Annotated in this window: 21 protein-coding genes and 1 pseudogene; 14 read left to right on the forward strand and 8 right to left on the reverse strand. The window is 61.2% G+C overall.

The genetic code is table 11. The features are described 5' to 3' along the window. The first annotated feature begins 14 nt into the window (after positions 1-14). The 9 genes and pseudogenes from GBJ34_RS15010 to GBJ34_RS15045 all read left to right on the forward strand — a co-directional run bounded on the left by GBJ34_RS15010 (position 15) and on the right by GBJ34_RS15045 (position 9,056). Complete coding sequence (locus tag GBJ34_RS15010) at positions 15-1,052, forward strand: aromatic ring-hydroxylating dioxygenase subunit alpha (RefSeq protein WP_151720030.1); 1,038 nt, start codon at positions 15-17, stop codon at positions 1,050-1,052. Then, positions 1,049-2,167, forward strand: coding sequence for a 2Fe-2S iron-sulfur cluster-binding protein (locus tag GBJ34_RS15015; RefSeq protein ID WP_151720031.1), 1,119 nt, complete (start codon positions 1,049-1,051; stop codon positions 2,165-2,167). The genes GBJ34_RS15010 and GBJ34_RS15015 overlap by 4 nt, the downstream gene beginning before the upstream one ends. A gap of 98 nt (positions 2,168-2,265) precedes the next feature. Further along, on the forward strand, positions 2,266-3,309 hold the full coding sequence (locus tag GBJ34_RS15020; RefSeq protein ID WP_226341207.1) for an aminotransferase class I/II-fold pyridoxal phosphate-dependent enzyme: 1,044 nt from the start codon (positions 2,266-2,268) through the stop codon (positions 3,307-3,309). A gap of 110 nt (positions 3,310-3,419) precedes the next feature. Beyond that, the gene (locus tag GBJ34_RS15025) at positions 3,420-4,718 is read left to right on the forward strand and encodes an FAD-binding oxidoreductase (protein ID WP_226341208.1); all 1,299 of its coding nucleotides are present in this window, start codon (positions 3,420-3,422) and stop codon (positions 4,716-4,718) included. Further along, positions 4,715-5,782 (forward strand): annotated as a pseudogene (locus tag GBJ34_RS20830) (DUF2817 domain-containing protein); the annotation flags it as partial. The gene GBJ34_RS15025 and the pseudogene GBJ34_RS20830, both read left to right, overlap by 4 nt. Positions 5,783-5,851: 69 nt before the next feature. Continuing rightward, positions 5,852-6,667, forward strand: coding sequence for an ABC transporter ATP-binding protein (locus GBJ34_RS20835; protein ID WP_318843230.1), 816 nt, complete (start codon positions 5,852-5,854; stop codon positions 6,665-6,667). Between the two features lie 88 nt (positions 6,668-6,755). Continuing rightward, positions 6,756-7,550, forward strand: coding sequence for a transporter substrate-binding domain-containing protein (locus GBJ34_RS15035; protein WP_151720035.1), 795 nt, complete (start codon positions 6,756-6,758; stop codon positions 7,548-7,550). 75 nt (positions 7,551-7,625) lie between these two features. Beyond that, entirely contained in the window at positions 7,626-8,333 is a 708-nt protein-coding gene (locus tag GBJ34_RS15040) for an ABC transporter permease (RefSeq protein ID WP_151720036.1), read from the forward strand. A 3-nt stretch (positions 8,334-8,336) separates the two neighbouring features. Beyond that, positions 8,337-9,056, forward strand: coding sequence for an ABC transporter permease (locus GBJ34_RS15045; RefSeq protein ID WP_151720037.1), 720 nt, complete (start codon positions 8,337-8,339; stop codon positions 9,054-9,056). Positions 9,057-9,290: 234 nt separating this feature from the next. Here GBJ34_RS15045 and GBJ34_RS15050 read toward each other — a convergent pair whose 3' ends face one another. The 5 genes from GBJ34_RS15050 to GBJ34_RS15070 form a co-directional block, all read right to left on the reverse strand. Next, a complete protein-coding gene (locus GBJ34_RS15050) occupies positions 9,291-10,910 on the reverse strand; it encodes an ISL3 family transposase (protein ID WP_449727761.1) in 1,620 nt (539 codons plus the stop codon). A gap of 80 nt (positions 10,911-10,990) precedes the next feature. Then, entirely contained in the window at positions 10,991-11,428 is a 438-nt protein-coding gene (locus GBJ34_RS15055) for a disulfide bond formation protein B (protein WP_108437561.1), read from the reverse strand. After that, positions 11,415-11,888, reverse strand: a complete 474-nt coding sequence (lspA, locus tag GBJ34_RS15060) for a signal peptidase II (protein WP_226341209.1) — start codon at positions 11,886-11,888, stop codon at positions 11,415-11,417. The genes GBJ34_RS15055 and lspA overlap by 14 nt, the downstream gene beginning before the upstream one ends. 8 nt (positions 11,889-11,896) lie before the next feature. Further along, positions 11,897-12,520: a methyltransferase family protein gene (locus GBJ34_RS15065; protein WP_108437563.1), complete on the reverse strand. Its 624-nt coding sequence runs from the start codon at positions 12,518-12,520 to the stop codon at positions 11,897-11,899. A 4-nt stretch (positions 12,521-12,524) separates the two neighbouring features. Beyond that, a complete protein-coding gene (locus GBJ34_RS15070; RefSeq protein WP_404811434.1) occupies positions 12,525-14,810 on the reverse strand; it encodes a heavy metal translocating P-type ATPase in 2,286 nt (761 codons plus the stop codon). 89 nt (positions 14,811-14,899) lie between these two features. Here GBJ34_RS15070 and GBJ34_RS15075 point away from each other — a divergent pair, with 89 nt between their 5' ends. The 5 genes from GBJ34_RS15075 (at position 14,900) to GBJ34_RS15095 (ending at position 21,181) form a co-directional block, all read left to right on the forward strand. Beyond that, positions 14,900-15,340: a MerR family transcriptional regulator gene (locus GBJ34_RS15075; RefSeq protein ID WP_108437565.1), complete on the forward strand. Its 441-nt coding sequence runs from the start codon at positions 14,900-14,902 to the stop codon at positions 15,338-15,340. Then, positions 15,337-15,672, forward strand: a complete 336-nt coding sequence (locus GBJ34_RS15080) for a YnfA family protein (RefSeq protein ID WP_108437566.1) — start codon at positions 15,337-15,339, stop codon at positions 15,670-15,672. Before GBJ34_RS15075 ends, GBJ34_RS15080 begins: the two co-directional genes overlap by 4 nt. A gap of 486 nt (positions 15,673-16,158) precedes the next feature. Further along, the gene (locus tag GBJ34_RS15085) at positions 16,159-16,554 is read left to right on the forward strand and encodes a FixH family protein (protein ID WP_108437567.1); all 396 of its coding nucleotides are present in this window, start codon (positions 16,159-16,161) and stop codon (positions 16,552-16,554) included. Beyond that, complete coding sequence (locus tag GBJ34_RS15090) at positions 16,551-18,014, forward strand: efflux RND transporter periplasmic adaptor subunit (RefSeq protein WP_151720038.1); 1,464 nt, start codon at positions 16,551-16,553, stop codon at positions 18,012-18,014. The genes GBJ34_RS15085 and GBJ34_RS15090 overlap by 4 nt, the downstream gene beginning before the upstream one ends. Beyond that, complete coding sequence (locus GBJ34_RS15095; RefSeq protein ID WP_151720039.1) at positions 18,011-21,181, forward strand: efflux RND transporter permease subunit; 3,171 nt, start codon at positions 18,011-18,013, stop codon at positions 21,179-21,181. Before GBJ34_RS15090 ends, GBJ34_RS15095 begins: the two co-directional genes overlap by 4 nt. A 74-nt stretch (positions 21,182-21,255) precedes the next feature. Here the strand turns inward: GBJ34_RS15095 and GBJ34_RS15100 are convergent, their stop codons facing one another. The 3 genes from GBJ34_RS15100 to GBJ34_RS15110 form a co-directional block, all read right to left on the reverse strand. Continuing rightward, entirely contained in the window at positions 21,256-22,101 is an 846-nt protein-coding gene (locus GBJ34_RS15100) for a hypothetical protein (RefSeq protein ID WP_108437570.1), read from the reverse strand. A 215-nt stretch (positions 22,102-22,316) separates the two neighbouring features. Continuing rightward, entirely contained in the window at positions 22,317-22,955 is a 639-nt protein-coding gene (locus GBJ34_RS15105; protein ID WP_226341210.1) for a hypothetical protein, read from the reverse strand. Next, the gene (locus tag GBJ34_RS15110) at positions 22,952-23,239 is read right to left on the reverse strand and encodes a hypothetical protein (protein WP_151720040.1); all 288 of its coding nucleotides are present in this window, start codon (positions 23,237-23,239) and stop codon (positions 22,952-22,954) included. The genes GBJ34_RS15105 and GBJ34_RS15110 overlap by 4 nt, the downstream gene beginning before the upstream one ends. Positions 23,240-23,409: the final 170 nt, after the last annotated feature.

Raw genomic sequence — 23,409 nt, forward strand, 5'->3', positions numbered from 1 at the left:
GCCGGGAGCAGATCATGTACCTAACCAACAGCTGGTATGTCGCAGCGTGGGATCACGAGGTCGGCAAGGACCTTTTCCCAGTCAAGATGCTGGGCGAACAAATCGTGCTTTACCGGAAGACCAATGGGGAAGTGGCGGCCCTGGAGGACGCCTGCCCGCATCGCAAGCTGCCGCTGTCGATGGGTCGCATCAAAGGCGACACGGTTGAATGCGGCTATCACGGTCTGACATTCAACAGCACAGGCACCTGTACTCGGGTTCCTGGAGTCGAGAAAATCCCGCATGTCGCCTGCGTGCGCTCTTATCCGATCCATGAACGCTACGGCTTGCTTTGGGTCTGGATGGGCGACGCCGAAAAGGCCGATCCTGCGCTGATCTTCCAGGTGGACCATTGGGGCGATCCGGCCTGGGGCCTGAATCGCGGCGATTCGATGGCGATCGATTGCAACTATCTTTACATGACCGACAACTTGCTCGACCCGTCTCATGTGGCTTGGGTTCACCAATCGTCCTTCGGCAATGCCGCAACTGAAGAGGCGCCGCTGGAAACCACCATCGGCGAAAATGGCGTTACCGTTTGGCGCTGGATGCTCGATGTGGAGCCTGCGCCCTTCTATGCGCCCTATCTGAAGTTCAAGGGTAACACCGACCGCAAGCAACACTACGAAGTGCACTACCCAAGCCATGCCATCATCAAGGCGATCTTCGCGCCTGCAGGCAGCGGTGGCGAAGGCCGGCCGCTGCATGAGGACACGTTCCTGATGGACAGCTACAATTTCATGACCCCTATCGATGAGAACACCACCAAATACTACTGGTTCCAGATGCGCAATTTCGCGCCCGACGACGCAAAAATCTCTGCAGAATTTGCCACCTCGGTGCGTGGTGCCTTTGATGAGGATCGCGCCGTTCTGACTGCAGTTCACAAGGGCATGGCCAACAAGCGCACGCCGAACCTTGATCTCAAGATCGACGTCGGCCCGATGCGCTTCCGCCGCAATCTGGCCAAACTGATCGAGGCAGAGCAGGCACAGAAAGTCGCGGCTAAATGACCCTGAACATCGACCAGGGTCTGCAAAGCAAAGCTGGGTTTCGCGGTCTGAGGGTTGCCGCAAAAATCGTCGAAAGCAGTCTCATCACCTCGTTTCATCTGGAAGCGGCGGATGGGTCGGCCTTGCCAGCCTTCCGTCCCGGTCAGTTTCTGGTATTCAAGATCCCGTCGGGCGACCCAAAAGGCTATGTGCTGCGCAACTACAGCCTGTCCGGCTCGCCCGACGATCACTGCCATTACCGCATTTCGGTCAAGCGTGAGCCGTCAGCAGGGCCGGGCCTGCCGGTCGGGCAAAGTTCCAACTACCTGCATGACAATGTCTGCGTCGGCGATGTCTTGATCGCCGACGGCCCGCGCGGCGAATTTGTGCTGGATGAGGCCAGTGACCGCCCGGTGGTTCTGTTTAGCGGCGGGGTCGGGCTGACGCCAATGGTGGCGATGCTGCACGCACTGGTCAACCGGTCGGCCCGTCGCACCCTGTTTCTGCATGCCTGCGAAAACGGCGAGGTGCATGCCCTGCACGATGAGGTCAATGGTCTGATCAGCCAGCGTCCCGGCTTGTCGGCCCATTACTGCTATCGTGCGCCCAGTGCCGAAGATCGCATTGCAAACCGATTTGACAGTGAAGGCTTCATCACCCGCGACGTGCTGCAGAGCCTGCTGTGCCTCGACGATTACGATTTCTACCTCTGTGGCCCACCACCATTCATGCAGGCGATGTTCCAAACGCTGCGCGGCCTTGGCGTGGCCAAGGACCGCATCGCCTATGAATTCTTCGGCCCAGCCACGGTGCTTGACGCGGAGGTCAAGCCGAAGCCGGTCGCTCCGACAGCCGGTACCACTCCCGTGCCCGCAGTCGGGGCGATCACGGTCGAGTTCCGCAAATCTGGAATCGTTGCCGAGTGGAATGCCAGCGCGCAGTCGTTGCTGGCCTTTGCAGAAGATCACGGGTTGAAGCCGGAATTCAGCTGCCGCGCGGGCATCTGCGGCACATGCACGTCGCGGATCATTTCGGGCGAGGTGAGCTATTTCGAAGACCCGCTTGAAGATCTGGCGCAGGGCGAATTGCTGCTGTGTTGCTCGCTCCCAAAGACCGCCATCGTATTGGATCTGTGATGACCGCTTCGCCCAAAATCCAACCAAACCCCGGCGCGGCATCTGCGGCCCTGATGGTCAATCCGAATGTGGCTGCTTTGCCAGCCTACAATGCAGGGATGTCGCTTGCACGCGCCCGGTTGCTCAGCGGGCATGACGATTTGGCACGGCTGGCCAGCAACGAAAATCCCGATGGCTGCGCGCCCGCAGTCCTGGCTGCCTTGGCGAATGGTGGTTTTGAGCCTTGGCGATACGCCGATCCGGCCTGCACCGCATTGCGCGAAGCTTTGGCCGCGCGGCTCGGAGTCGATGCAGGTGTGATTGTGGCTGGCAATGGGTCCGAGGAAATGATCGCCGCGATCTCGCGTGGCGTTCTGGTGGCTGGCTCGCAGGTGGTGACGGTGGTGCCAAGCTTTGGTCTGCATGAGATCGAGCCGCTGGCTGCTGGTGCCTCGGTCTTGAAAGTTCCGATGACGGTAGATGCAGGCTTTGATCTCGCGGCGCTGGAGGCGGCAATTGCCGCCGGGCCGCGCGTGGTGTTTCTGTCTTCGCCGTGGAACCCGGTTGGGCCCGCGCTGGATAAGTCTGCGCTGCAGCGCCTGATCGCAGCCGTTCGGCCGGGGACTTTGTTCGTTCTGGATGAAGCCTATTTCGAATATGCAGATGCTGATGCACCCGACGGAATTGAAAGCCTGCGCAATAGCGGCATTGCTTTCGTTGTGCTGCGTACCTTTTCCAAAGCCTATGGTCTGGCCGGTTTGCGCGTCGGGTATGCAGTATGTTCAGACCCTGAAATTGCGCGGGTGATTACCGCGGCCAAGACCCCGTTCAACGTGAATGGGGCCGCACAAATCGCCGCGGTGGCAGCCCTTGAGGATGAGGCATGGATGACGGCCTCGGTTGCGCGCATCCGTTCCGAACGGGATCGCGTTGCGCTTGCCTTGGCCGGAATGGGCCTTCATGCTGCCGCATCGCAGACGAATTTCCTTTTCTTTGACACCAGGCACGACAGTTCCATTGTCGCCGCGGCACTTCTGCAAGACGGCATCATCGTCAAGGCATGGCGTGAATTGGGGTATGAGACATGGCTTCGCGTCACGATCGGCAAGCCTGCCGACAATGATCGGCTGATCGCCTCGCTCCAAAAGCAGGTGGCGGGATGAGGACGCAGGCTGTCGCAAGCGTTGATCCTCTGGCGTTGAAACAAGCGTTGACGGCGGCTGTTGGCGCTGGCCATGTGCGCAATGATGCTGGCCCCGACCATGGTGCGACATTGCTGGTCCTGCCCGGATCAACGGCCGAAGTTGCCGCTGTTGTCGCCATTGCACGGACGCACGGTGTCAGCATCGTGGCGCAAGGCGGCCATACCGGTTTGGTCGGCGGTTGCCAGTCTCATCCCGGCCAGATCGTGCTGTCACTGACACGCATGGCATTGATTGAGGCCATTTACCCCGACGAGCGCGTGGCGATCGTGCAGGCGGGCGTGGCACTGGAAGCCTTGCAGAGTGCTGCCCTGACACATGGGCTGGAACCCGGCATCGACCTGGCCGCGCGAGGAACCGCGACCATCGGCGGCATGGTGTCGACCAACGCGGGTGGCATCATGGCGCATCGCTACGGGGTGATGCGTCATCGCGTGCTGGGGCTGGAGGCGGTGCTGCCTGATGGCACCATCTATTCCGACATGACCCGCGTGGTGAAAAATACGGCGGGCTACGATCTGAAGCACCTGTTTATCGGCGCTGAAGGCACCCTTGGCATTGTCACGCGGGTGGTCATCAAACTGGAGCCTTTGCCGCAGTCCACCGCCACGGCGATGCTGGGCCTGCCATCGGTGGCTGCGGCGTTTGAGGCAATCAATCTCGCGCTGCGCGTCGATGCGGGGCATTTGCGGGCGGCCGAAGGACTCTGGCAGTCCTATATTCAACTGACCGCGCGGGCCCAGGGCTGGTCGGAACCGAGCTTTCCACTGGATCAACCGATTTGCCTGTTGCTGATGCTGGGCGGTGCCAACCAAGCTAGTCTGAACGAGGGTATCGAGCAGATCTTTGCTGCCATCTTCGACCGTCACCCAACAGCCACTGGCATTATTGCCGGATCCAAACGCCAAGAATCCGATTTGTGGCGATTGCGCGAGGATACTGATCAGCTCTACCGCGCCCATGCGGCAGCGCCGTCCTATGATGTCTCCGTGCCGCTTTCCGAAATCGAGGCTTATGTTGAACATGTGACAAGTGGTCTAAACCGGATCGACGCCGATCTAGTTCCCTATATTTTTGGGCATCTTGCCGACGGTAATCTGCATATCGTGCTGAACCGCGTCGGTCCGCTGGATACCGCTCTGTCCCGCGCTGTGGACCATGTGCTTTATGCCGCCCTGCGCGCTCTCGGCGGGTCCTTTTCCGCTGAACATGGGGTGGGGTCCAAACGCATACCCGCCTTGGTCGCCACATCTGATCCGGCGAAGCTGGCCACGATGATGCTGTTCAAGCAGGTTCTGGACCCTGATCTGACCCTGAATCCCGGCAAAGTTCTGCCGATCCCCACCCAAGCCCGCGAGAAATCCCAATGATACAGCCGCGCGACCTGACGCAATCCGCCGACACCAGCCTACCGTTCGCGTTGGACTACGCGACGATGCGTCATCGGTTCTTGGCAGCCGCGCGAGCAGCAGGTGCGGCTCTTTCAGAGCACATTCACCCGCTGCACGGGCCAGATGGCACGACAATCGCCACCGATGTGGCGCTCATCGGGCAGGCGGATGCAGCCAAGCTTATGGTTCTGATTTCCGGCACGCACGGGGTGGAAGGGGCTTACGGCTCTGCCTGCCAAACGGCATGGCTGGCGCAAAAGGCCAATTGGGCCTTGCCCGACGACACCGCGGTTCTGATGGTTCACCTGATCAACCCCTGGGGCACCGCCTGGTCTCGTCGGGTGAACGAAGACAACGTCGATTTGAACCGCAACTTCATTGACTGGACCACCCGCCCGCCCGTGAACCCGGGCTATGCCGAACTGCACTCGGCTTTGGTCGTGCCCGCCCTGGAGGGTCCCGAAAGGATTGCCGCCGATGATGCACTGGCAGAACAGACCCATGCCAAGGGTCAGACGAAAATCTCCTCGATTATAGAGGCGGGTCAATATGGCTTTCCCGACGGGTTGTTCTACGGTGGAGATGCCCCGGTCTGGTCCAACCGCGTGCTGGCCGCGATCCTGGCACAGTTTGGGCAAAGGGCTGCGCAGGTCATCGTGTTCGATCTGCACACCGGCGCGGGACCCTACGGCTATCCGGCCCTCTTGTCGGTCAGCCCGGTCGATCATCCCGGGTTGGCTTGGGGCGCGCAGATATTCGGCCCCGCGATGGGTCAGGTCATCACCGGGCAAACATCCACCACCACAACCGGCATCGCGGCCACCGCTACCGGCTATGTGTCAAACTTCGTGCGCGAGGCCATGCCTCAAGCGCGTGTGCTGCCGCTGGTAATGGAATGTGGCACGCTGAGCAGTGCCGAGATGCAGCGGCGTGTCGTCGAGGACAACTGGCTGCACCTTTTCGGCAAGCTTGGCTCTGATCGCGCCCAGCGGATCAAGTCCGAACTGGTTCAGGGCTTCATTCCGCAGGATGAAAGCTGGCAACAAATCTGCCTTGCAACCAGCCTGCGTCATTTCGATAACGCGCTTTCCGCCCTGAAAAAGGTCGAGGCCTTGCCAAGGACAGCCGCCGCACCGAAAAGCCCGCTTTCAATTGCGCCCAAAGGCACTGCTGCTGTCGAGGTCGTCGATCTGCATAAATCCTTCGGCCCGCTGGAGGTTCTGCAAGGTGTGAACCTGATCGCCTATCCGGGCGAAGTCGTATCGATGATCGGCTCGTCCGGGTCCGGAAAAAGCACCATGCTGCGCTGTATCAACCTGTTGGAACAGCCAAACTCCGGCCGCATCGTGATCGACGGTGAAGTTGTGCGGATGAAAACCGCGGTCAAGGGTGCCGCGACTATCGCTGATCAGCGCCAGATCGAGCATATCCGGGCCCGCGTCGGGATGGTGTTCCAAAGCTTCAACCTGTGGCCCCACATGACGGTCTTGGAAAACATTATTGAGGCACCGATCCATGTGCTGAAAGAGCCGCGCGCCGATGCGGTCGAACACGCCCACGCCCTTCTGAAAAAGGTCGGGCTCTCGGACAAGCACGCGCACTATCCCGGTCAGCTTTCGGGCGGGCAGCAGCAGCGCGCCGCTATCGCCCGCACATTGGCGATGCGTCCCAAGGTGATGCTGTTCGACGAGCCGACATCGGCGCTGGACCCCGAGTTGGTGGGCGAAGTGCTGCGTGTCATCCGCCAACTGGCCGAAGAGGGCAATACGATGATCCTTGTGACGCATGAGATGCAGTTCGCACGCGAAGTCAGTCACAAGGTGATGTTTCTCCACCGGGGGCGCGTGGAGGAAGAAGGAAGCCCGGCCGATCTGTTCGGTCAACCGCGTTCAGAACGTTTGCGTCAGTTCCTGGCCCGGACGTTCTGAGACTGACATCGCGACCGGGCAAGCCAGAACAGGGCGAAATCGGTGCGGTGAAGACCAAAAGGAAACGAAGTTCAACAAGGAGACGGACATGAAATTGAAAGTTCTTTCGCTCATCGCGCTACTCGCTGGGGCTGCGTCTGGGGCGCAGGCCGAAGGCCAGCTGAAGATCGGGACCGAAGGTGCGTATCCCCCGTGGAGCATGGCCGATGCCAACGGTGCTGTCACCGGCTTTGACGCCGATGTAGGCAACATGCTTTGCACCAAGCTGGCGATGGAATGTGTATTCGTGGTTCAGGCATTTGACGGGCTGATCCCGGCATTGCAGGCCAACCAGTTCGACATCATCATTTCGGGCATGTCGATCACCGCCGACCGCAAGAAGGAAATCAACTTCTCGATCGGTTATGCTGAACTGGCCAACAAGGTTGTCGTCGCCAAGGAGTCCGATCTCGCGGGCATCACCGAGATTCCGGCGCTGCTGGCCGCTCTTGATGGCCATTCGGTTGGCGTGCAGGCAGGCACCACCCATGCCCATTTCATGGAAAAGCTGGCGCCGACCGCAACGCTGAAATCCTACGCCACTTTGGATGAAATGCAGATCGACCTTGCGAACGGCCGCGTCGATGCCGGCTTTGCCGATGTATCGGCCCTGCAGAGCTTTCTGGACAAGCCCGAAGGCGCAGGCTTCCAGTTTGTCGATGTGAACATCATCTCCACCTTTGACCCGACCTTGGGCGAAGGCGTTGGCGTCGGCATTCGGCAGGATGATGCGGACCTGAAAGCGAAAATCGACACCGCGCTTTGCGAGCTTATCGCGGATGGCTCGATCAAGGCTTCCAGCGAGAAGTGGTTCAACATGGATATCTCGCGCCCCTGCCAGTAACGCCGGGCCGAAATTTCAAGAGCAGACTGCGCCCGGCATCGGCTGGGCGCATGTTTCAGAAAACAGGATGAAGCGATGGAATTCGGTTTGGTACAGGTCTGGGAGGGTGGCTGGGTCGGTGCAATTCTGCGTGGTGCCGCAGTCACCATTGCCGTCGGTGTGGCTAGCATGATCTTCGGGCTGATCATCGGGACAATCTGCGGCCTGATCAAATGGCGCGCGGTTTTCGGGCTGTCACAAATGGTTGATCTTTACACGTCGGTCATCCGTGGGGTGCCGGAACTGTTGATCATCTACCTGCTGTTTTTCGGGTCCGTGGAATTTGTTACCAAGATTGCAACGGCCTTCGGCTTTGCGGAACTTGCCGACGCGGGCTATGCCTTCTTCATCACAGTGGCCGCGATCAGCGCCATTTCGGGCGCTTATTCAACCGAGGTCATCCGCGGTGCGCTTGCTGCAATCCCGAAAGGCCACATCGAAGCGGCTGTGGCGCTTGGCCTGCCAAGTCGCCGGATCTTCGCGCGCATCATCGCCCCGCAGATGCTACGCATTGCCTTCCCGGGCATAAACAACGTCTGGCAAACCACGATCAAGGACACGGCATTGGTGTCGGTGGTTGGACTGCAAGAGTTGATGCGGACGGCCTTTATCGGCGCGGGATCAACCCATAATCCCCTGATCTTCTATTCAATTGCCGCCTTAGTTTACTTGATGATCACTCTGACAAGCCAGGTCGGCTTCAATAGGGTTGAAACCCTTTTGTCTCCTCGGAAAGGTGCCTGAGCCATGGAGCTTATTCAGCTTGCCGTGCCTGTGCTGCTCAAAGGTCTTTGGATGACCCTGACGCTTACGGCCCTTTCCGTGGCTATCGGTTTTAATCTGGGCTTGGGCCTTGCGATCCTGCGCGGGTCAGACAATTCGTGGCTTTCCGGGTTTGCGCGCTACTACAGTATTGTTTTTCGCGGCACCCCACTTTTGGTGCAGATCTTCCTAATTTATTACGGCCTTGGGCAGATCAAATTCATCCACGACACGCCAGCCATGTGGTGGGTCGTCAGCGAAGGTTCACGCTGCGCGGTTCTGGCATTGGCGCTGAACACCGCAGCCTACACGTCTGAGATTTTGCGCGGCGGACTTGTTGCCGTGCCCGCTGGTCTGGTCGAAGCGGCCAAAGCCTGCGGTATGTCGCGCATGACGCGTTTTCGCCGCATCGAGTTTCCGCTGGCGATCCGGCAGGCGTTGCCCGCCTATGGCAACGAAATTGTGTTGATGGTCAAAGGCACCAGCCTTGCCTCGACCATCACCGTGCTGGAAATCACCGGCTACGCGAAACGCTTGATGAGCCAGACATTTGCGATTTTCGAAGTTTTCGCCATCGCAGGGGTGCTCTATTTGGTGCTGAATCTGGTCTTGATTGGCATTATGCGGCTGGTCGAACGCCGATTGATGCGCCACACTGGGTCAGCACCGCAGATTAGATCAGCTACCATGCAGCAACCGATCTGATACGGTCTTGGCATGAGCTTAATTTTTACGCTGCGTTCGCAGCACGAAGGCCACGGGATTATCGTGGTCAGGCGTGATGGTCCTTCATGGCATTAACAGCTATCGAAATGAGTTACTCCCCCGAAAATCGGACAATGACGGAAGTTAGGATCTGAAGTCTGCTTGTCCTTAGGACGAGGAGATCAAAACATGTCAAAACGCAAGATGTCGCGTAGCCCTTAATTAGGGTCATCCTCAATTTGTGTGGTGCAGAGGGAGCATTCGGGCCCTGAGCAAGTTCGGGCCGGCTCGCCCATACATCGCGCGCTTCAAGGTCTTCAATCGGTTGATCTGGCCTTCGGCTTGACCATTGCTCCACTCCATTTCGATGGCATTCCTGACCGCATCAATGTCTCTGTTCAAGGTTCGGGCGAACCGCACGATGGGCGCCAGGTCCGTTTCGATCGCATCGTCGATCCAGGCGGGCAGCGGGTCTGCTTTTCGACCACGCAAGATGCCATTGAAACGCATGGCGAGGCGCCGCATTGTTGTGAAGGCAGGCGAGCCTTCCTTGAGAACTTCGACTTTTCTCGCCTGCTCCAAGGTAAATCTTCCTCTTGGTTTGATGCAGAGTGCGGCCGCGATAACCGGGGAAATCGCGTGCCCCGTTTCCGGGTCCCGGACCGGTGCAAGGACCTGATCTTCCTTGGTGGGTCCCTCCTGTTCCTCTTTTTCGGCTCTGCGCCATCCGGCCAAGAGCCGCTGCAAGTTTGACAGGCTGCCCTCATAACCACGTTCTTGGATCAAAGGGAGCAGCGCATTGCCGCTGCGAATACCGTTCTCCCAGCGTTGCTTCAGGTACTCTTCAAAATACCATGCGGAGGAGCGCTTGAGGACGGCGCGCTTTCGGTCAGGTGGCGTTTCGAACTGCAGCCATTTCGCGACGCTACGCCGGGGAAACCCCGTTCGCCGTCCGATCTCGCTGCACGTCAGCCCTTGCTGCCTAAGTACCGAAATGGTCTTGAAAATCTCTTCTCGGGATTTGCGATGGGCAAGACGTGATTTCAGAAGGTTCTGAGCTGTGCTGATGTTGTCTGCATCGGAGAGCAAGGCCCTTCCAGTTGCACGACCGTGCAGGTTCATTTGCTCCTCGATTGCCATGCGAAGGTTCTGCACGATATGAAACCGGTCGGCGACCTGTTCCGCCTGCGGCGCTCCTTGTCGGGCGGCTTGGGCGTAGAGACCGCAGCGATCCCGGCTTATGACTTCCACCTCAGGATGACGCCTTAGCCAGTCGGTGCATGTGACGACATCACGATCTTCGAGAACATCGATGACAGCGCGACGCTCGAGGTCGATGATGATCGTCCCGTAGTTCTGCGACTTTCGCCAACTCCAATCATCGATCCCGATGATCCGTGCGCGTGGTGGAACAACTTGAGCTGCGCGTAGCAACTGTCGGAGAATAGTATCGTCACTGACCCGGATACCCAGTCGCCGCAAGAGCCGTTCAGCTGGGGTGCCGCCAGCGGCGTGCGCCATATGGCCTAAGAGTTGTGCCTGTCGCGACGTCCGGCGCGCATAAGGGGTCGCCACCGCCCCCTCGCGATCGGAGAACGTGCGGCGGCGGCAATCCGAGTTCAAACATCGCCATCGACAAACCCTGAGCTCGATCCAAACCGCTTGGCCCTGAGCAGGAAAATCCTCGATCCGCCGGCGCCGCCAACCATGTCGTTGTCTTGAGGACGTCCCGCACTCAGGGCAGGTGCCATTCGGAGCCAGTCTGCCAGATACGACCCATGCACCCGTCTCAGACTGGCGGACCTCACCAACCTCGACGCTGGCGGTTGGAGCCCAATGCTTCTTCGATACCACGGCCTGATCCCTTCAATCTGTGAAACTCGGTCAGACCGTGACACACAAATTGAGGATGACCCGGATAAGGGTGCGGCGGTTCATGTGCGGTGTCCTTTCGGCAGGATGAGACAGGCAAGGATCGCCGCAAAGGCGACCGCTGAGAGATAGGGGATCGGCAGGCCAAGGATCATCTGCGCCTCACCGGTGCAGGAGGGGCCATTTTCAGTGCATGGCACGATCGGTGCGGGCAGGATCCCTGCGTACAGGCCCGAATGCCATGCCGCAAGTGCGAGCCCGGCGAAAGCCAACGGCAAGCCATAGGTGCGCGCCATCCCGTCTCCCCGCCAGAGCGACAGGCCAAGGATCGGCACCAAGGGGAACATGGCGATACGCTGATACCAGCAGAGCGTGCAGGGCATCTGACCAAGCACCTCTCCGATGAAGAGCGCACCAAGCGTGGCCGCCAGTGCGATCAGGAAAGCGACGGTCAAGGAAAGGTCGTCACGCGACAGGCTCTGCGGGTCAGCTTTGGTCAAGAACCGGCTCCTTGCGGCGACGAAGGGGAAGCGAGGCGGCAAGGATCAGGACCGTGCCGAGAGTGATCGCAATATCGGCGACGTTGAACGTGGGCCAGTGCCAGTCACGCCAATAGAAATCAAGGAAATCAGTCACGGCACCCTGCCGAAGCCGGTCGATGATGTTGCCAAGCGCCCCGCCCACGACCAGTGCAAAGCCTGCCCTTTCCAAAGCAGGTTGCGCCCGGAATGCCATGACGGCGAAGGCGATGGTCAGTGCGCCCGTCAGCGCAGCCATCAGAAGGGGCTTACCCGCCATGAACCCGCCCATCATGCCAAAGCTCGCGCCGGTATTGAACCCGAGGGAAAGGTTGAGGCCCGGCAGGACCGGGACCGCAGTCCCCTGCGACAGCAGCGACAGCGCTGCGGTCTTGGTCAACTGGTCTGCCACCACTGCGGCAGCAATCAGCGAAGTCAGCATCACCCTGGTCATTCTACGGCCTTGCTCTTGATGCCGATCCAGCGTGGGACCGACGCGGCGTAACGATCATAGTCCGGCCCGATCGCCGCGCGCAGGGCGGCCTCTTCCGACCTGACTTGCGTGCTGGCCGACCAGAGGAACAGGAGCGGGGCCAGGACCGTAGGGATTGCCGGAACCGCCATCGCAACACCCACCAGCAGCGCCGCTTGACCCACAAAGGTTGGGTTGCGACTGAAACGGTAAAGCCCGCCCGAAACCAGATCGCCCGTCTCGCCGCCCACCAAGCCGACGCGCCAGGATGATCCCATCGACATCTGCGCGGCAAAGGCCACCATCGCGCCAAGCCCCGCGACAAAGACCCCGATCAGACCAAGGAGGACGCCGCGCCCCTCGGTCCAAAGCGGATCGATCTTGTGCAGGATAGGCACGGCGAGCCAGAGGAGCGGCCCGAAGAACGCCAAGGCAAAGGCCACGCGAAACCCGATTGCCGCCAGCCGATCGCGCCCCGTGGCGCGGGCGAACAGCCATACAGGCCGACCCGCCGCTTTCGCGGCCAGCGCGCTGCCCCAAAAGAACAGGGCCAGATAGCCGAAGAGAAGGGCCAGTGCGGCCCAGCCGAAACCGGAGATCATCGTCCTACGCCTCCCGTTCCGGATTGAACCGCAGCAGGCGCAGCGCGTTCAGCGTCACCAGCACAGTCGCTCCGGTGTCAGCCAGGATCGCGATCCAGAGACCGGTCAGACCGAATACCGAGGTCACGAGGAAGACGGCTTTCAGCCCGAGCGCGATGGTCACGTTCTGGCGGATGTTGGCCATCGCAGCGCGCGACAGACGGATCGTGGCGGGAATGTCGGTCACTCGGTCACGAAGAATGGCCGCATCGGCCGTTTCCAGCGCCACATCAGTTCCCGAGCCCATCGCCACGCCAACGCTTGCCTGTTTGAGCGCGGGGGCGTCGTTGATGCCGTCGCCGATCATCATCACGCTGCCTTGGGTACCGATCTCGCGGATATAGGCGAGCTTGTCCTCGGGCAGCATGTCGGCCTCGAACTTCAGCCCAAGACTTCCGGCAATCGCGGCGGCCGTGCGCGGGTTGTCCCCGGTCAGGATCACCGATGTCACTCCCATGGCCGTCAACTGGCGCACCGCGTCTTTGGCATCCGCACGCGGCTCGTCTCGCATGGCGATAAGGCCCAGCGGGTTCTTTTCGCGGAACACGGCGACGGCGGTCTTTCCGTCCTCCTCAAAAATCGTGGCCTGCCGAAGACCGATGCCATCGAGCCCGCCATGCTCCATCGCATAACGGGGCGAGGATACATAGGCCACCGCGCCGCCCACGGTTGCAACAACGCCTTTGCCCATCAGGGCCTTGGCATCCTGCGACGGCAGCGCGGAAACGCCCGCGTCCTTGGCCTTGTTCAGGATCGCAATCGCCAGCGGGTGGCTCGACCCTGTTTCGACGCCCGCAGCAACGGCAAGAAGCTCGGCCTCGGTCGTTGCCCCGAACGGCACCACATCCGTCACCTGCGGGCGGCCATGCGTCAGCGTTCCGGTCTTGTCGAAGGTCACGACCTCCACCTTCGCCGCCGCCTCGATCACTGCGCCGCCCTTCATCAACAGCCCACGCCGCGCCCCGGTGGACATGGCGGAGGCAATGGAGGCGGGGACCGAAATGACCAGCGCGCAAGGGCAGCCGATCAGGAGCAAGGCAAGGCCGCGATACACCCAGGTGTCCCAGGGTTGACCGAATGCCAGCGGCGGTACCACCACGACCAGCGCCGCAACGGCGACGATTGCGGGCATATACCAGCGGCTGAAACGGTCTATGAAGCGTTCGGTCGGCGCGCGCGCCTCCTCGGCCTCTTCGACCAAGCGGATGATGCGGGCGATGGTGTTGTCTTCCGCGCCCTTGGTGACCTTCACCCGCAGCGCGGCCTCAGTGTTGATTGCGCCTGCAAAGACCGCATCCCCCGGCCCGCGCGTTTTGGGGACGCTTTCGCCGGTGACCGGGCTTTCGTCCACGCCCGAGGTGCCATCCAGGATCTCGCCATCGGCCGGAATCCGGTCGCCGGGGCGAACAAGCACGGTCTGGCCGATGGTCAGGCTTGCGGCGGGCACCTCACGCGTGGTGTCGCCGGTGACCAGTTGTGCCGTTTTCGGGACAAGGTTCGCCAAGGCCCTGATGCCGTCTCGCGCCTTGCCAGCGGCCACGCCTTCGAGCACCTCGCCTACGGCGAACAGGAAAACGACCAGCGCCGCTTCTTCCGCCGCGTTGATGAACAGCGCGCCGATGGCCGCGATGGTCATCAGGCTTTCGATGGTGAAGGGCTGACCCATGCGCAAGGCGGAGAAGGCACGCTGCGCCACTGGGGCCACGCCGATCAGACAGGCGGCGACAAAGGCCCATTTGCCGATCTCGGGCGCAAGATACTCGATGATCCAGGCCGCACCGAGCAACAGCGCGGTGAAGATGACCAGCTTGCCCTTGGCCGTCTGATACCAGCGCTTGCCCCGGTCGGCGGGGTCATCATGGACATGGCCGGGGCTGCCGTGACCGCTGTCGTCGCGCTTTGCGGCGGCCGCCTTCGGGCCGTGGTCGTGCCCGGCGTGATCGTGGCCCTCATGTGCCGCATGGTCATCGTCATGCCCATCGTGGGCACCGGGCAGAACGAAGTCCTTCTTCGCCCCAGCCGCGCGTGGCGCAATCTGATAGCCAAGCGCACGGACGGTCTTCTCGATCTTGTCCCGCTTGGTCTGCGTCTCGTCCAGGGTCAGCCGCAGGCGCTCCGTCATGATCCCGACCTCGACGCCGCTTACCCCCGGAAGACGCGCCACCGCATCCCTGATCTTGGTCGCGCAGGACCCGCAGTCCATGCCCGTCACGGTCCAGTCGCAGTACGTTTCGCGTGCAGCTTCCGACATTGTCATTCCTCCTGCCGCAGGGCGGGCAGTTGCTTTCATCGAATCAAGAACCTAATGTCTCTAGCAACTATAGCTTCAAGGGGAATCTGATGCTGACCATCGGAAAACTGGGCGAGGCAGCCGGGGTGAAGGTTCCGACGATCCGCTATTACGAACAGATCGGCCTTTTGCCCGAGGCGGAACGCAGCGCGGGCAACCAGCGGCTCTATGGCCGCAAGGCGATGGAGCGTCTGGCGTTCATCCGGCATGCGCGCGATCTGGGTTTCACGCTGGAAGCGATCCGCGATCTCCTCAGCTTGTCGGACAGACCCGACCAGTCGTGTGCCGCCGCAGATGCCATCGCAAGGGCGCAACTGGCCGAAATTGAAAGCCGCCTTGCCCGCCTGACCGCGCTGAAGGCCGAACTCGAACGCATGGTCGTGCAATGCGCAGGCGGGAAGATCGCCGACTGCCGGGTCATAGAGGTGCTGGGAGACCATTCCCTGTGCGCGACAGATCACCGCTACCCAGAAAGCGAGGTGCCGTCATGACCGCGCCCGGCACACTCGCCATCTATGCCGGAGCGGCCCTGGCCGAAATCCTCGGCTGCTTTGCCGTCTGGGCCTGGATGCGGCAAGGCGCAAGCCCGCTCTGGCTGCTGCCTGGCCTGGTTAGCCTCGCCGTGTTCGCCTGGCTTCTCACGTTTGCCCCGGCCGATTTCGCGGGGCGCGCTTATGCGGCCTATGGCGGTGTCTACATCGCTGCCTCTCTCGTCTGGCTTTGGCTTGTCGAGAAGCAGCGTCCGGATGCTTGGGACATGACGGGTGCTGCGATTTGCTTGCTCGGCGCAGCAATCATCCTTCTTGCGCCCCGGGCGGCTTGATCAACAACAACACTCGGTCAACCGTTTGTGCGTTGTCGAAATTGTCTCCTCATGTCATGCACGTCGAATGTCGTGGATTGTCCGATCATTTCTTGCGGTGCTTTTGGCTGTGTCCCTGTTCGGGGCCGCAGTCAGTGAGGTATCGGCCGGACTTGCAGCGGAGATTGCGGCAGCTGCCGACCCGTGCTGCGAAGGCGATTGCCCTGAGGACACGGCATGCGGCGTCGCCTGCGAAATGATGGCGCGTGGCGGAATGACAATGCTCGCTCTGGTACAAGTCCCAGGGCTGTCCGTTACCGAGGAGGCATCTGCTGCTGTCCTGATGCTTCCTGACCGGCATCCTCCATCCGGGCTTCCGCCGGATGGCTTGAGGCGACCTCCCCGCATTTGACCCTGCCGCGTGCGTCAGCGCGCGGATGATGCCGTTTGCACCTGCGCCAGTTGGCTTCGCGGGTGCGCGATCGTTGCAATCAAAGGGTCTTCCTCATGACAAGCATGTTCCGCCGCATTTGCGGCTCCGTTCTGGCACTTCTCATCGGCGCATCTGCCCTCTGGGCAGGTGCCGACGACTACCGTTTCGAAGTCGTCTCGACCGACCATCGAGTCGGATCTGGGGTGACGATTGAACTTCGTCTGACCGATCTTCGCACCGGCCAGCCGGTCGAGGGCGCGGTTATCTATGCCACGCGCATGGACATGGCCCCCGACGGGATGGAGATGATGACCTCACCCGTCACCGCATTGCCGGCCGAAGGTCCGGGCACTTACTTGTTCAGCACGGATCTCACCATGGCGGGCGGATGGCGGTTTTCGGTGGCGGCCAAGGTGCAGGGTGAACCTGAAACCGTGAAGGCAGAACTGGAATTGCGAGCCGAGCCATGAGCGCGGTTGGCAAGCTGACTGCCGCAGTCCTTGTTGCAGGCAGTGCCGGATGGATCGGGCTGACCGCTGGCGAAAAGGGAATCACCGTGGCCAGCCTGATAGGCATGGCCGAGATGCAGCTTGCCGCGTTGATGGGCAATGACGCAGTCGCCATGCCAGGTGGTGACGCCCCTGAAGCAGAGCCAACCGGCCCGGTGATCTATTGGAGGCATCCAGATGGGTTGCCCGAATGGTCGGTATCCGAGCGGCAGACGGCGGATGGGCGGGACTTCCTGCCTGTCCTGGCAAGCGAGGATCTGTCACTGGGCCTTGCTCCCGAGCCCGCCGCAGAAACGGCCATGGCGGAAACAGGTGAGCGGACCATCCTCTACTACCGCAACCCGATGGGCCTGCCCGACACCTCGCCAGTGCCGAAGCAGGATTCAATGGGGATGGATTACATCCCCGTCTATGACGGTGAAGACAGTGATGACGGCTCGGTCACTGTCAGACCTGGCAAGTTGCAGCGCACCGGGGTTCGAACGGCCGAAGCGGTGTTGGCACCCCTGGCGGCCAAATTGCGCGCGCCGGGAATCGTGGAACTGGACGAACGCCGGATCAGTGTCATCTCGCTGCGCGCAGACGCCTTCATAGAAACGGTTGCCGATGTGACCACTGGCAGCACGATCGTCGAAGGTGCACCGCTTGTGACGCTCTATTCACCCGAGATCGCTGCCGCTCTTGCACAGTTCCTGACCGACGTGCGGTCGGAAGGGCGGTTAAGGGAGGGCGCGCGGCAGCGATTGGAAAACCTCGGCGTGCCGGGAGAGGTGATCGACCGCATCGCGACCGAGGGCCAGACGACGGTCAGCATCCCAATCATGGCCCCGCGCAGCGGCGTGGTGCTGGAGAGAATGGCGGTTGAGGGCATGATGTCGGAGGCGGGCGATACCTTGTTCCGCATCGCTGACACCTCGACCGTCTGGGTCATCGCCGAAGTGCCTGAAGCGGCACTGATGGAGATTGCGGTAGGAGCAGAGGTTCGCGTGAGTTTTCGGGGCCTCACAGATGGCCCGATTTCGGGCCGTATCGACACCATTTACCCCGAAGTCGATATGATGACCCGCACGGGAAAGCTGCGGATTGAATTGCCGAACCCGGACGGGCGTCTGCGCGCCAACATGTTTGCCGAGGTCGAAATCATGCTCGGCGGCGCACCCGTGGTGCAGGTGCCCGAGGGTGCTGTGATCGACACCGGCGACCGGCAGGTGGTGATCCTTGATCTGGGCGAAGGGCGGTTCCGGCCCGAACCTGTGATCGTGGGGCGCAAAGGCGGCGGCATGATCGAGATCGTCAGCGGCATCGAGGCGGGTGACACGGTTGTCAGCGCCGCCACCTTTCTGATCGACGCCGAAAGCAACCTCAATGCGGCTTTGGCTGCCCTGGCAGCGCCTGAAGCCACCCCGAAGGCCAACCCATGATCGCCCGTATTATCGAATGGTCGGCCCGCAATGTGCTGCTGGTTCTGTTTGCCACCGTCTTTACCGTCGCGGCAGGCCTGTGGTCGCTACGCACGCTGCCGATCGACGCCATTCCGGACCTTTCGGATGTGCAGGTGATCGTGCTGACCGAATACCCGGGGCAAGCACCGCAGGTCGTCGAGGATCAAGTCACCTATCCCCTGACCTCGGCCATGCTGACTGTGCCGCAATCAAGGGTCGTGCGGGGGTTTTCTTTCTTCGGAATCTCCTTCGTCTACATCATTTTTGAAGACGGCGTGGATCCCTATTGGGCGCGTTCACGGGTGCTGGAGTATCTGAACGCGGCCGCAGCGCGCTTGCCCGACGGGGTGACGCCCGCGCTTGGGCCGGATGCGACGGGCGTGGGCTGGGTCTATCAATACGCGCTGAAGGGCGAGAACCTGAGCCTTGCCGAGCTGCGGTCCCTGCAGGACTGGGTGATGCGCTTTGCCATCAGCGGTGCCGATGGCGTGTCGGAAGTCGCAAGTGTCGGCGGGTTTGTGAAGCAATACTCGATCACCGTGGATCCGGTGCGGATGCGGGCGCTTGGCATCACCCTGTCCGAGATCGGAGAGGCAGTTGCGGCCAGCAACATGGACACCGGCGGGCGCACGGTCGAGCTGTCGGAATTCGAGTTCATGGTGCGGGGGCGCGGCTATCTGGACGGCATCGGTGATCTTGAGATGGTCCCGATCCGCGCCGAAGGCGGCGTCCCGGTCCTTTTGCGCGATGTTGCGCGGGTCGAGATCGTGCCCGACGAGCGCCGGGGCATTGCTGAGCTGAATGGAGAAGGCGAGGTCGCCAGCGGCATCGTGCTTCAGCGCGTGGGCGCCAATGCTCTCGACGTGATCAACAATGCCAAGGCCGAGATCGAGACCATCGCGCAAAGCCTGCCCGAGGGGGTGGAGATCGTCACGGTCTATGACCGGTCCGACCTGATCCTGTCGGCCATCGAGACCCTGCGGACGACCCTGCTTGAAGAAAGTATCGTCGTAGCCCTGGTCACCTTCGTGTTCCTGCTACACGTTCGGTCATCGTTGGTGGCGATTATCATGCTGCCCGTGGGTCTTCTGATGGCCTTCACAGCCATGCGCGCGCTTGGAATCGGGGCCAACATCATGAGCCTTGGCGGTATCGCCATCGCCATCGGTGCCATGATCGACGCCGCCATCGTGATGATCGAGAACGCCCACAAGCATCTGGAGAGGTCAGAACCCGGCAAGCCACGGGTTGAGGTGCTGATTGAAGCCGCATCCGAGGTCGGCCCCGCTCTGTTCTTCAGCCTACTGATCATCACCGTCTCCTTCCTGCCGATCTTCGCGCTGGCAGGGCAAGAGGGCCGCCTGTTCGGCCCCTTGGCTGCAACCAAAACTTTCGCCATGGCGGCAGCAGCACTCTTGTCGGTGACGCTGGTGCCCGCGCTGATGGTGATCTTCGTGCGCGGGCGGATTGTGCCCGAACACAGGAACCCGGTGAACCGGGTCCTGATCGCACTCTATCGCCCCGTCATCCAATGGGTGCTGCGGGCGCGGGTGTTCACCATACTCTTGGCGCTGGTCGCACTGGTCGCCACGATCTGGCCCGCGCGCCAATTGGGGTCCGAGTTCATGCCTGCGCTGGACGAGGGCACGATGATGTACATGCCCACCACCCTGCCGGGCCTCTCGGTCACCAAGGCCGCGGAACTGATGCAGATGCAGGACCGCATCATCCGCAGCTTCCCGGAAGTCGAGACTGTCTTCGGCAAGGCGGGACGTGCGCTAACGGCAACCGACCCGGCCCCGACCGAAATGTTCGAGACGATCATTCAGCTGAAGCCGAAGGATGAGTGGCGCGAGGGCGTCACGATGGAAAGCCTCCGGTTGGAAATGGACGCCGCGCTGCAATTCCCCGGCGTCTCGAACGCCTGGACCCAGCCGATCCGGGCGCGCATTGACATGCTGGCGACCGGCATCCGCACGCCGGTGGGGGTAAAGGTGTTCGGCACCGACCTAACAGAAATGGAGGCCGTCGCGCGACAGGTCGAGGCGGTGTTGCGCAATGTTCCCGGCACCACCAGCGCCTATGCCGAGCGGGTGATCGGCGGCTATTACCTCGACATTGTCCCAGACCGCGAACGGCTGGCGCGTTACGGCCTGTCGATTCAGGACGTGCAGGAAGTAATCGCCATGGCGCTTGGGGCCGAGGCGATCACCCAGACCGTCGAGGGGCGCGAACGCTACAACGTAGCACTGCGCTATCCCGCAGCGCTGCGACAGGATCCCGATGCCATCGCGCAAGAGGTTCAGGTCGCGCTTCCGGGTGGTGGCACTGTCCCCTTGGGCGAGGTCGCCGCTGTCGAGCGTACACGGGGTGCGACGTCGATCCGCACTGAGAACGGTCAGCTTGCCGTCTACATCTTCGTGGACATCGCGGGCCGCGATCTGGGCGGCTATGTCGCCGAGGCACAAGCGGCAGTGGCTGGCGAAGTGATCCTGCCGCCCGGCTATTCGCTGGGCTGGAGCGGTCAGTTCGAATACCTCGAACGTGCCAAGGCCCGGCTGGCGATCGTCGTGCCGATCACGCTGGCGGTGATCTTCCTGCTTCTTTTTCTGAACTTCCGCCGCCTGACCGAAACCCTGATCGTCATGCTGTCGCTGCCCTTCGCGCTGGTCGGCGGGGTCTGGCTGATGTGGTGGATGGGGTTCAACACCTCCGTGGCAGTCGCCGTCGGGTTCATTGCGCTGGCAGGCGTAGCGGCAGAAACTGGGGTGATCATGCTGATCTACCTCGACCACGCACTGGCCGAACGCCGGGCCGAGGTTGCCCGCGCAGGCCGCCCATTCACCCGCGCCGATCTCGATGCCGCCATCATGGTCGGCGCTGTCGAACGGGTCCGGCCCAAGATGATGACTGTCGTCGCAATCATGGCGGGTCTAATGCCGATCCTCTGGGCGCATGGCACTGGATCCGAGGTCATGAGCCGCATCGCCGTGCCGATGATTGGCGGCATGGTGTCGTCCACCATCCTGACATTGGTCGTGATTCCGGCTGTCTACGCACTGATCAAGGGGCGCGGGCTGGCGAAGGCAGAAGACATTGCCAAGGGTGGTGCAGTCGTAAAGCCAATGGGTCAATCCCTGGCCTGAAAGTAGTCGGAAAAACCCCAGCAAAACTGATTGGAGCAAGCAATTCCGAGGTCTCTCTTCCGCGTCAAGCCATCTCATCGGGAGATTTCTCCTGCCAAAACGGCGCGTCCGTGCACGGCGAGGATTGCAGCGAACCTTGGACAGCCAAACTGTCGCACGACATCTAGGACACGAGCATCGTAGGCGGTTTGGCCAATCAGGCTGCACAAATCCGATTCGTGAAACTGTCGGTTGGCGCTCGGAGCAGCCCGAATCTGCTGATGGAGCTCAAGCGTTTTGGGATCTTGGTTGGCCAGCAGCTTCGGCTCAGAAAAAACCGTTGGAGCCCGGCTTGACGAACTGGTCCGCCAGCGCCGCATGAAGCCGAGCAAGTAGCCAGCCGGGACATGGGCATTGCCGCGCGACCGGTTGAAGGTCAGGAAACGTTCCCAGATGACCTGCGTGTCGACGTTCCAGCAGGCCAGCGATGTCTTCGCAGCCTTGATCAAGGCTGCCCAGGGTGTTCGATAGACGTTCGTTCCTACGCCGATCTCGATCTTTCCTGCAAAGATAGTTTTGTTCTTAGACTCTCTAGATTGTGATGTGTCGCCTGGGGCTGACACGACATCTGGCAACGCATCGACATCGCTGCTCCCCGCGAACCGGAAAAGCCAAGGCGCGAACTTGCCGTTCGTCTTCCACCGGACCAGCGCCAGGCCAGAGGCTGCGAGCTCGACCAAAAGCACCGTCAGATGTTGCCGCGACACCCTCATTTTTTCCGCAAGATGAGCCAGCGTGAAAGCGGCAGTCCCGCGCTCGAGCCCGTTGTACCCATCTTTCCAGGCAATCCCGTCGAGGATGATCGTCGCGAGCTTATGGGCCGCCGTGGATAATGGGGTTTCCGTGATGCGGCGCAAGATAGCGCCCGTGGTGAGTTCCATGATGTGTCGTTCCGTCTTGGGGCGACATCAGACCGCGAGGCGTGCAAAATTTCGTTCCGGCAAAGGTATTTGCCGGTTGAACGGACCCAAAGCTCGCGCTAAAGTCCCACTACCACGAGGAAATCAGTGCGGCGTCGGGCCTATGGTCTGGCGTCGTTTCTGTTTCTAGGGGTTACGTCTTTAGATCGTTTCGGAGGGGGTAGTCGTTCAGGTTCTCAGTAGTGAACTTCTTCGTGTCCGTAGCTGCCTTCATAGTCGCGCCACTCGACGAAGACCGACCGGTGCCAATAGCTGCGACAGTCGGTCGGCACGGCGAAGTCTGAGGCGGTCGGCACCGCAGAAACGCTGCTCCGACGGCGGCTGTATTCGCCTTGATCGCCGTAGCTGCCCATGTAGACACTGCCCCAACTGTTACAGTCGCCATCAGAGCTGCGCCGCTGCTGGTAAGTGATCTCGAACACGCGGATCGAGCGGACGAAGTCAAACGCCGGGTCCGATATGTCGACATCCGCCCGATCTTGGACAAGCTGAAATGCGAAGGGCGTTTCCGGGACCGAGACGAGCGGCACAGGCTCACCGCGGAGCGCGATGTCGAACAGGCGCTCTATCGGTTTCGCCTCGCCCCGGAAACTCACCCGCATCGGGCAGTTCCAGATCTGCAGCGGCGGCTCAATCGGCCACGGCGTGATGCGGCGGATGAAGACTGCACGGGCATGCGCGCATTCTGCCGAGGCCGGCCAGCCCCCTGCGAGGCAAAGAAGGATCGCGCAGTCGACTGGGTAAGCCATTGCCGGAGTGACGGTTACGGTTGAGAGACCGACACCCAGGAGGAGGGCAGGGAGGAGAGGTTTCACGGGAGGTCCTTCTGAGCTGGCTGGATGTTGAGGAAGGTTGAATAGGCCTCGGTTGCCCTGTGGGCTTCCGACAGGGCGCGATTGCGCTCTGTGTCGAGGCAGGCGATGTGGGTGCTGACGGCCGCAAAATAGGCTTCGAACTCGGCCGCGATCTCTGCGCGGTACTCGGCGAGAACCGCCTCGGGGAGGTCGGTGACCGGCACTTCGGGCGGCAGGCAACGAATCACCTCTGGTTGTGCAATGGCTGCGGAGTTCATAAACATGAACACAATGATCGCGGCCAAATTCATCTCTCGTCTGCGCATCTGAAGTGCTAATCCGGCCGATTGAACCGATCCGTGAACCCGCAAAAATGCCAATATTTCTTGGTCTTTTCTCAACGTCTGCGTCTCATTACGTGGCTCCATTTTCTCGAGGACCGACCGGTGCAGCTGCCTTCATGACACGCCGTCCG

Origin of the sequence: Gemmobacter serpentinus, from assembly GCF_008973825.1 — a bacterium.
Lineage (GTDB): Bacteria > Pseudomonadota > Alphaproteobacteria > Rhodobacterales > Rhodobacteraceae > Gemmobacter > Gemmobacter serpentinus.

Excerpts from the sequence above, each read along its gene's own strand:
- GBJ34_RS15010 (WP_151720030.1), top strand. The coding sequence starts at position 15 with ATGTACCTAACCAACAGCTGGTATGTCGCAGCGTGGGATCACGAGGTC.
- GBJ34_RS15015 (WP_151720031.1), top strand. The coding sequence starts at position 1,049 with ATGACCCTGAACATCGACCAGGGTCTGCAAAGCAAAGCTGGGTTTCGC.
- GBJ34_RS15020 (WP_226341207.1), top strand. The coding sequence starts at position 2,266 with ATGTCGCTTGCACGCGCCCGGTTGCTCAGCGGGCATGACGATTTGGCA.
- GBJ34_RS15035 (WP_151720035.1), top strand. The coding sequence starts at position 6,756 with ATGAAATTGAAAGTTCTTTCGCTCATCGCGCTACTCGCTGGGGCTGCG.
- GBJ34_RS15040 (WP_151720036.1), top strand. The coding sequence starts at position 7,626 with ATGGAATTCGGTTTGGTACAGGTCTGGGAGGGTGGCTGGGTCGGTGCA.
- GBJ34_RS15045 (WP_151720037.1), top strand. The coding sequence starts at position 8,337 with ATGGAGCTTATTCAGCTTGCCGTGCCTGTGCTGCTCAAAGGTCTTTGG.
- lspA (WP_226341209.1), bottom strand. The coding sequence starts at position 11,888 with ATGCTGACTTCGCTGATTGCTGCCGCAGTGGTGGCAGACCAGTTGACC.
- GBJ34_RS15065 (WP_108437563.1), bottom strand. The coding sequence starts at position 12,520 with ATGATCTCCGGTTTCGGCTGGGCCGCACTGGCCCTTCTCTTCGGCTAT.
- GBJ34_RS15070 (WP_404811434.1), bottom strand. The coding sequence starts at position 14,810 with ATGTCGGAAGCTGCACGCGAAACGTACTGCGACTGGACCGTGACGGGC.
- GBJ34_RS15075 (WP_108437565.1), top strand. The coding sequence starts at position 14,900 with ATGCTGACCATCGGAAAACTGGGCGAGGCAGCCGGGGTGAAGGTTCCG.
- GBJ34_RS15080 (WP_108437566.1), top strand. The coding sequence starts at position 15,337 with ATGACCGCGCCCGGCACACTCGCCATCTATGCCGGAGCGGCCCTGGCC.
- GBJ34_RS15085 (WP_108437567.1), top strand. The coding sequence starts at position 16,159 with ATGACAAGCATGTTCCGCCGCATTTGCGGCTCCGTTCTGGCACTTCTC.
- GBJ34_RS15090 (WP_151720038.1), top strand. The coding sequence starts at position 16,551 with ATGAGCGCGGTTGGCAAGCTGACTGCCGCAGTCCTTGTTGCAGGCAGT.
- GBJ34_RS15095 (WP_151720039.1), top strand. The coding sequence starts at position 18,011 with ATGATCGCCCGTATTATCGAATGGTCGGCCCGCAATGTGCTGCTGGTT.
- GBJ34_RS15100 (WP_108437570.1), bottom strand. The coding sequence starts at position 22,101 with ATGGAACTCACCACGGGCGCTATCTTGCGCCGCATCACGGAAACCCCA.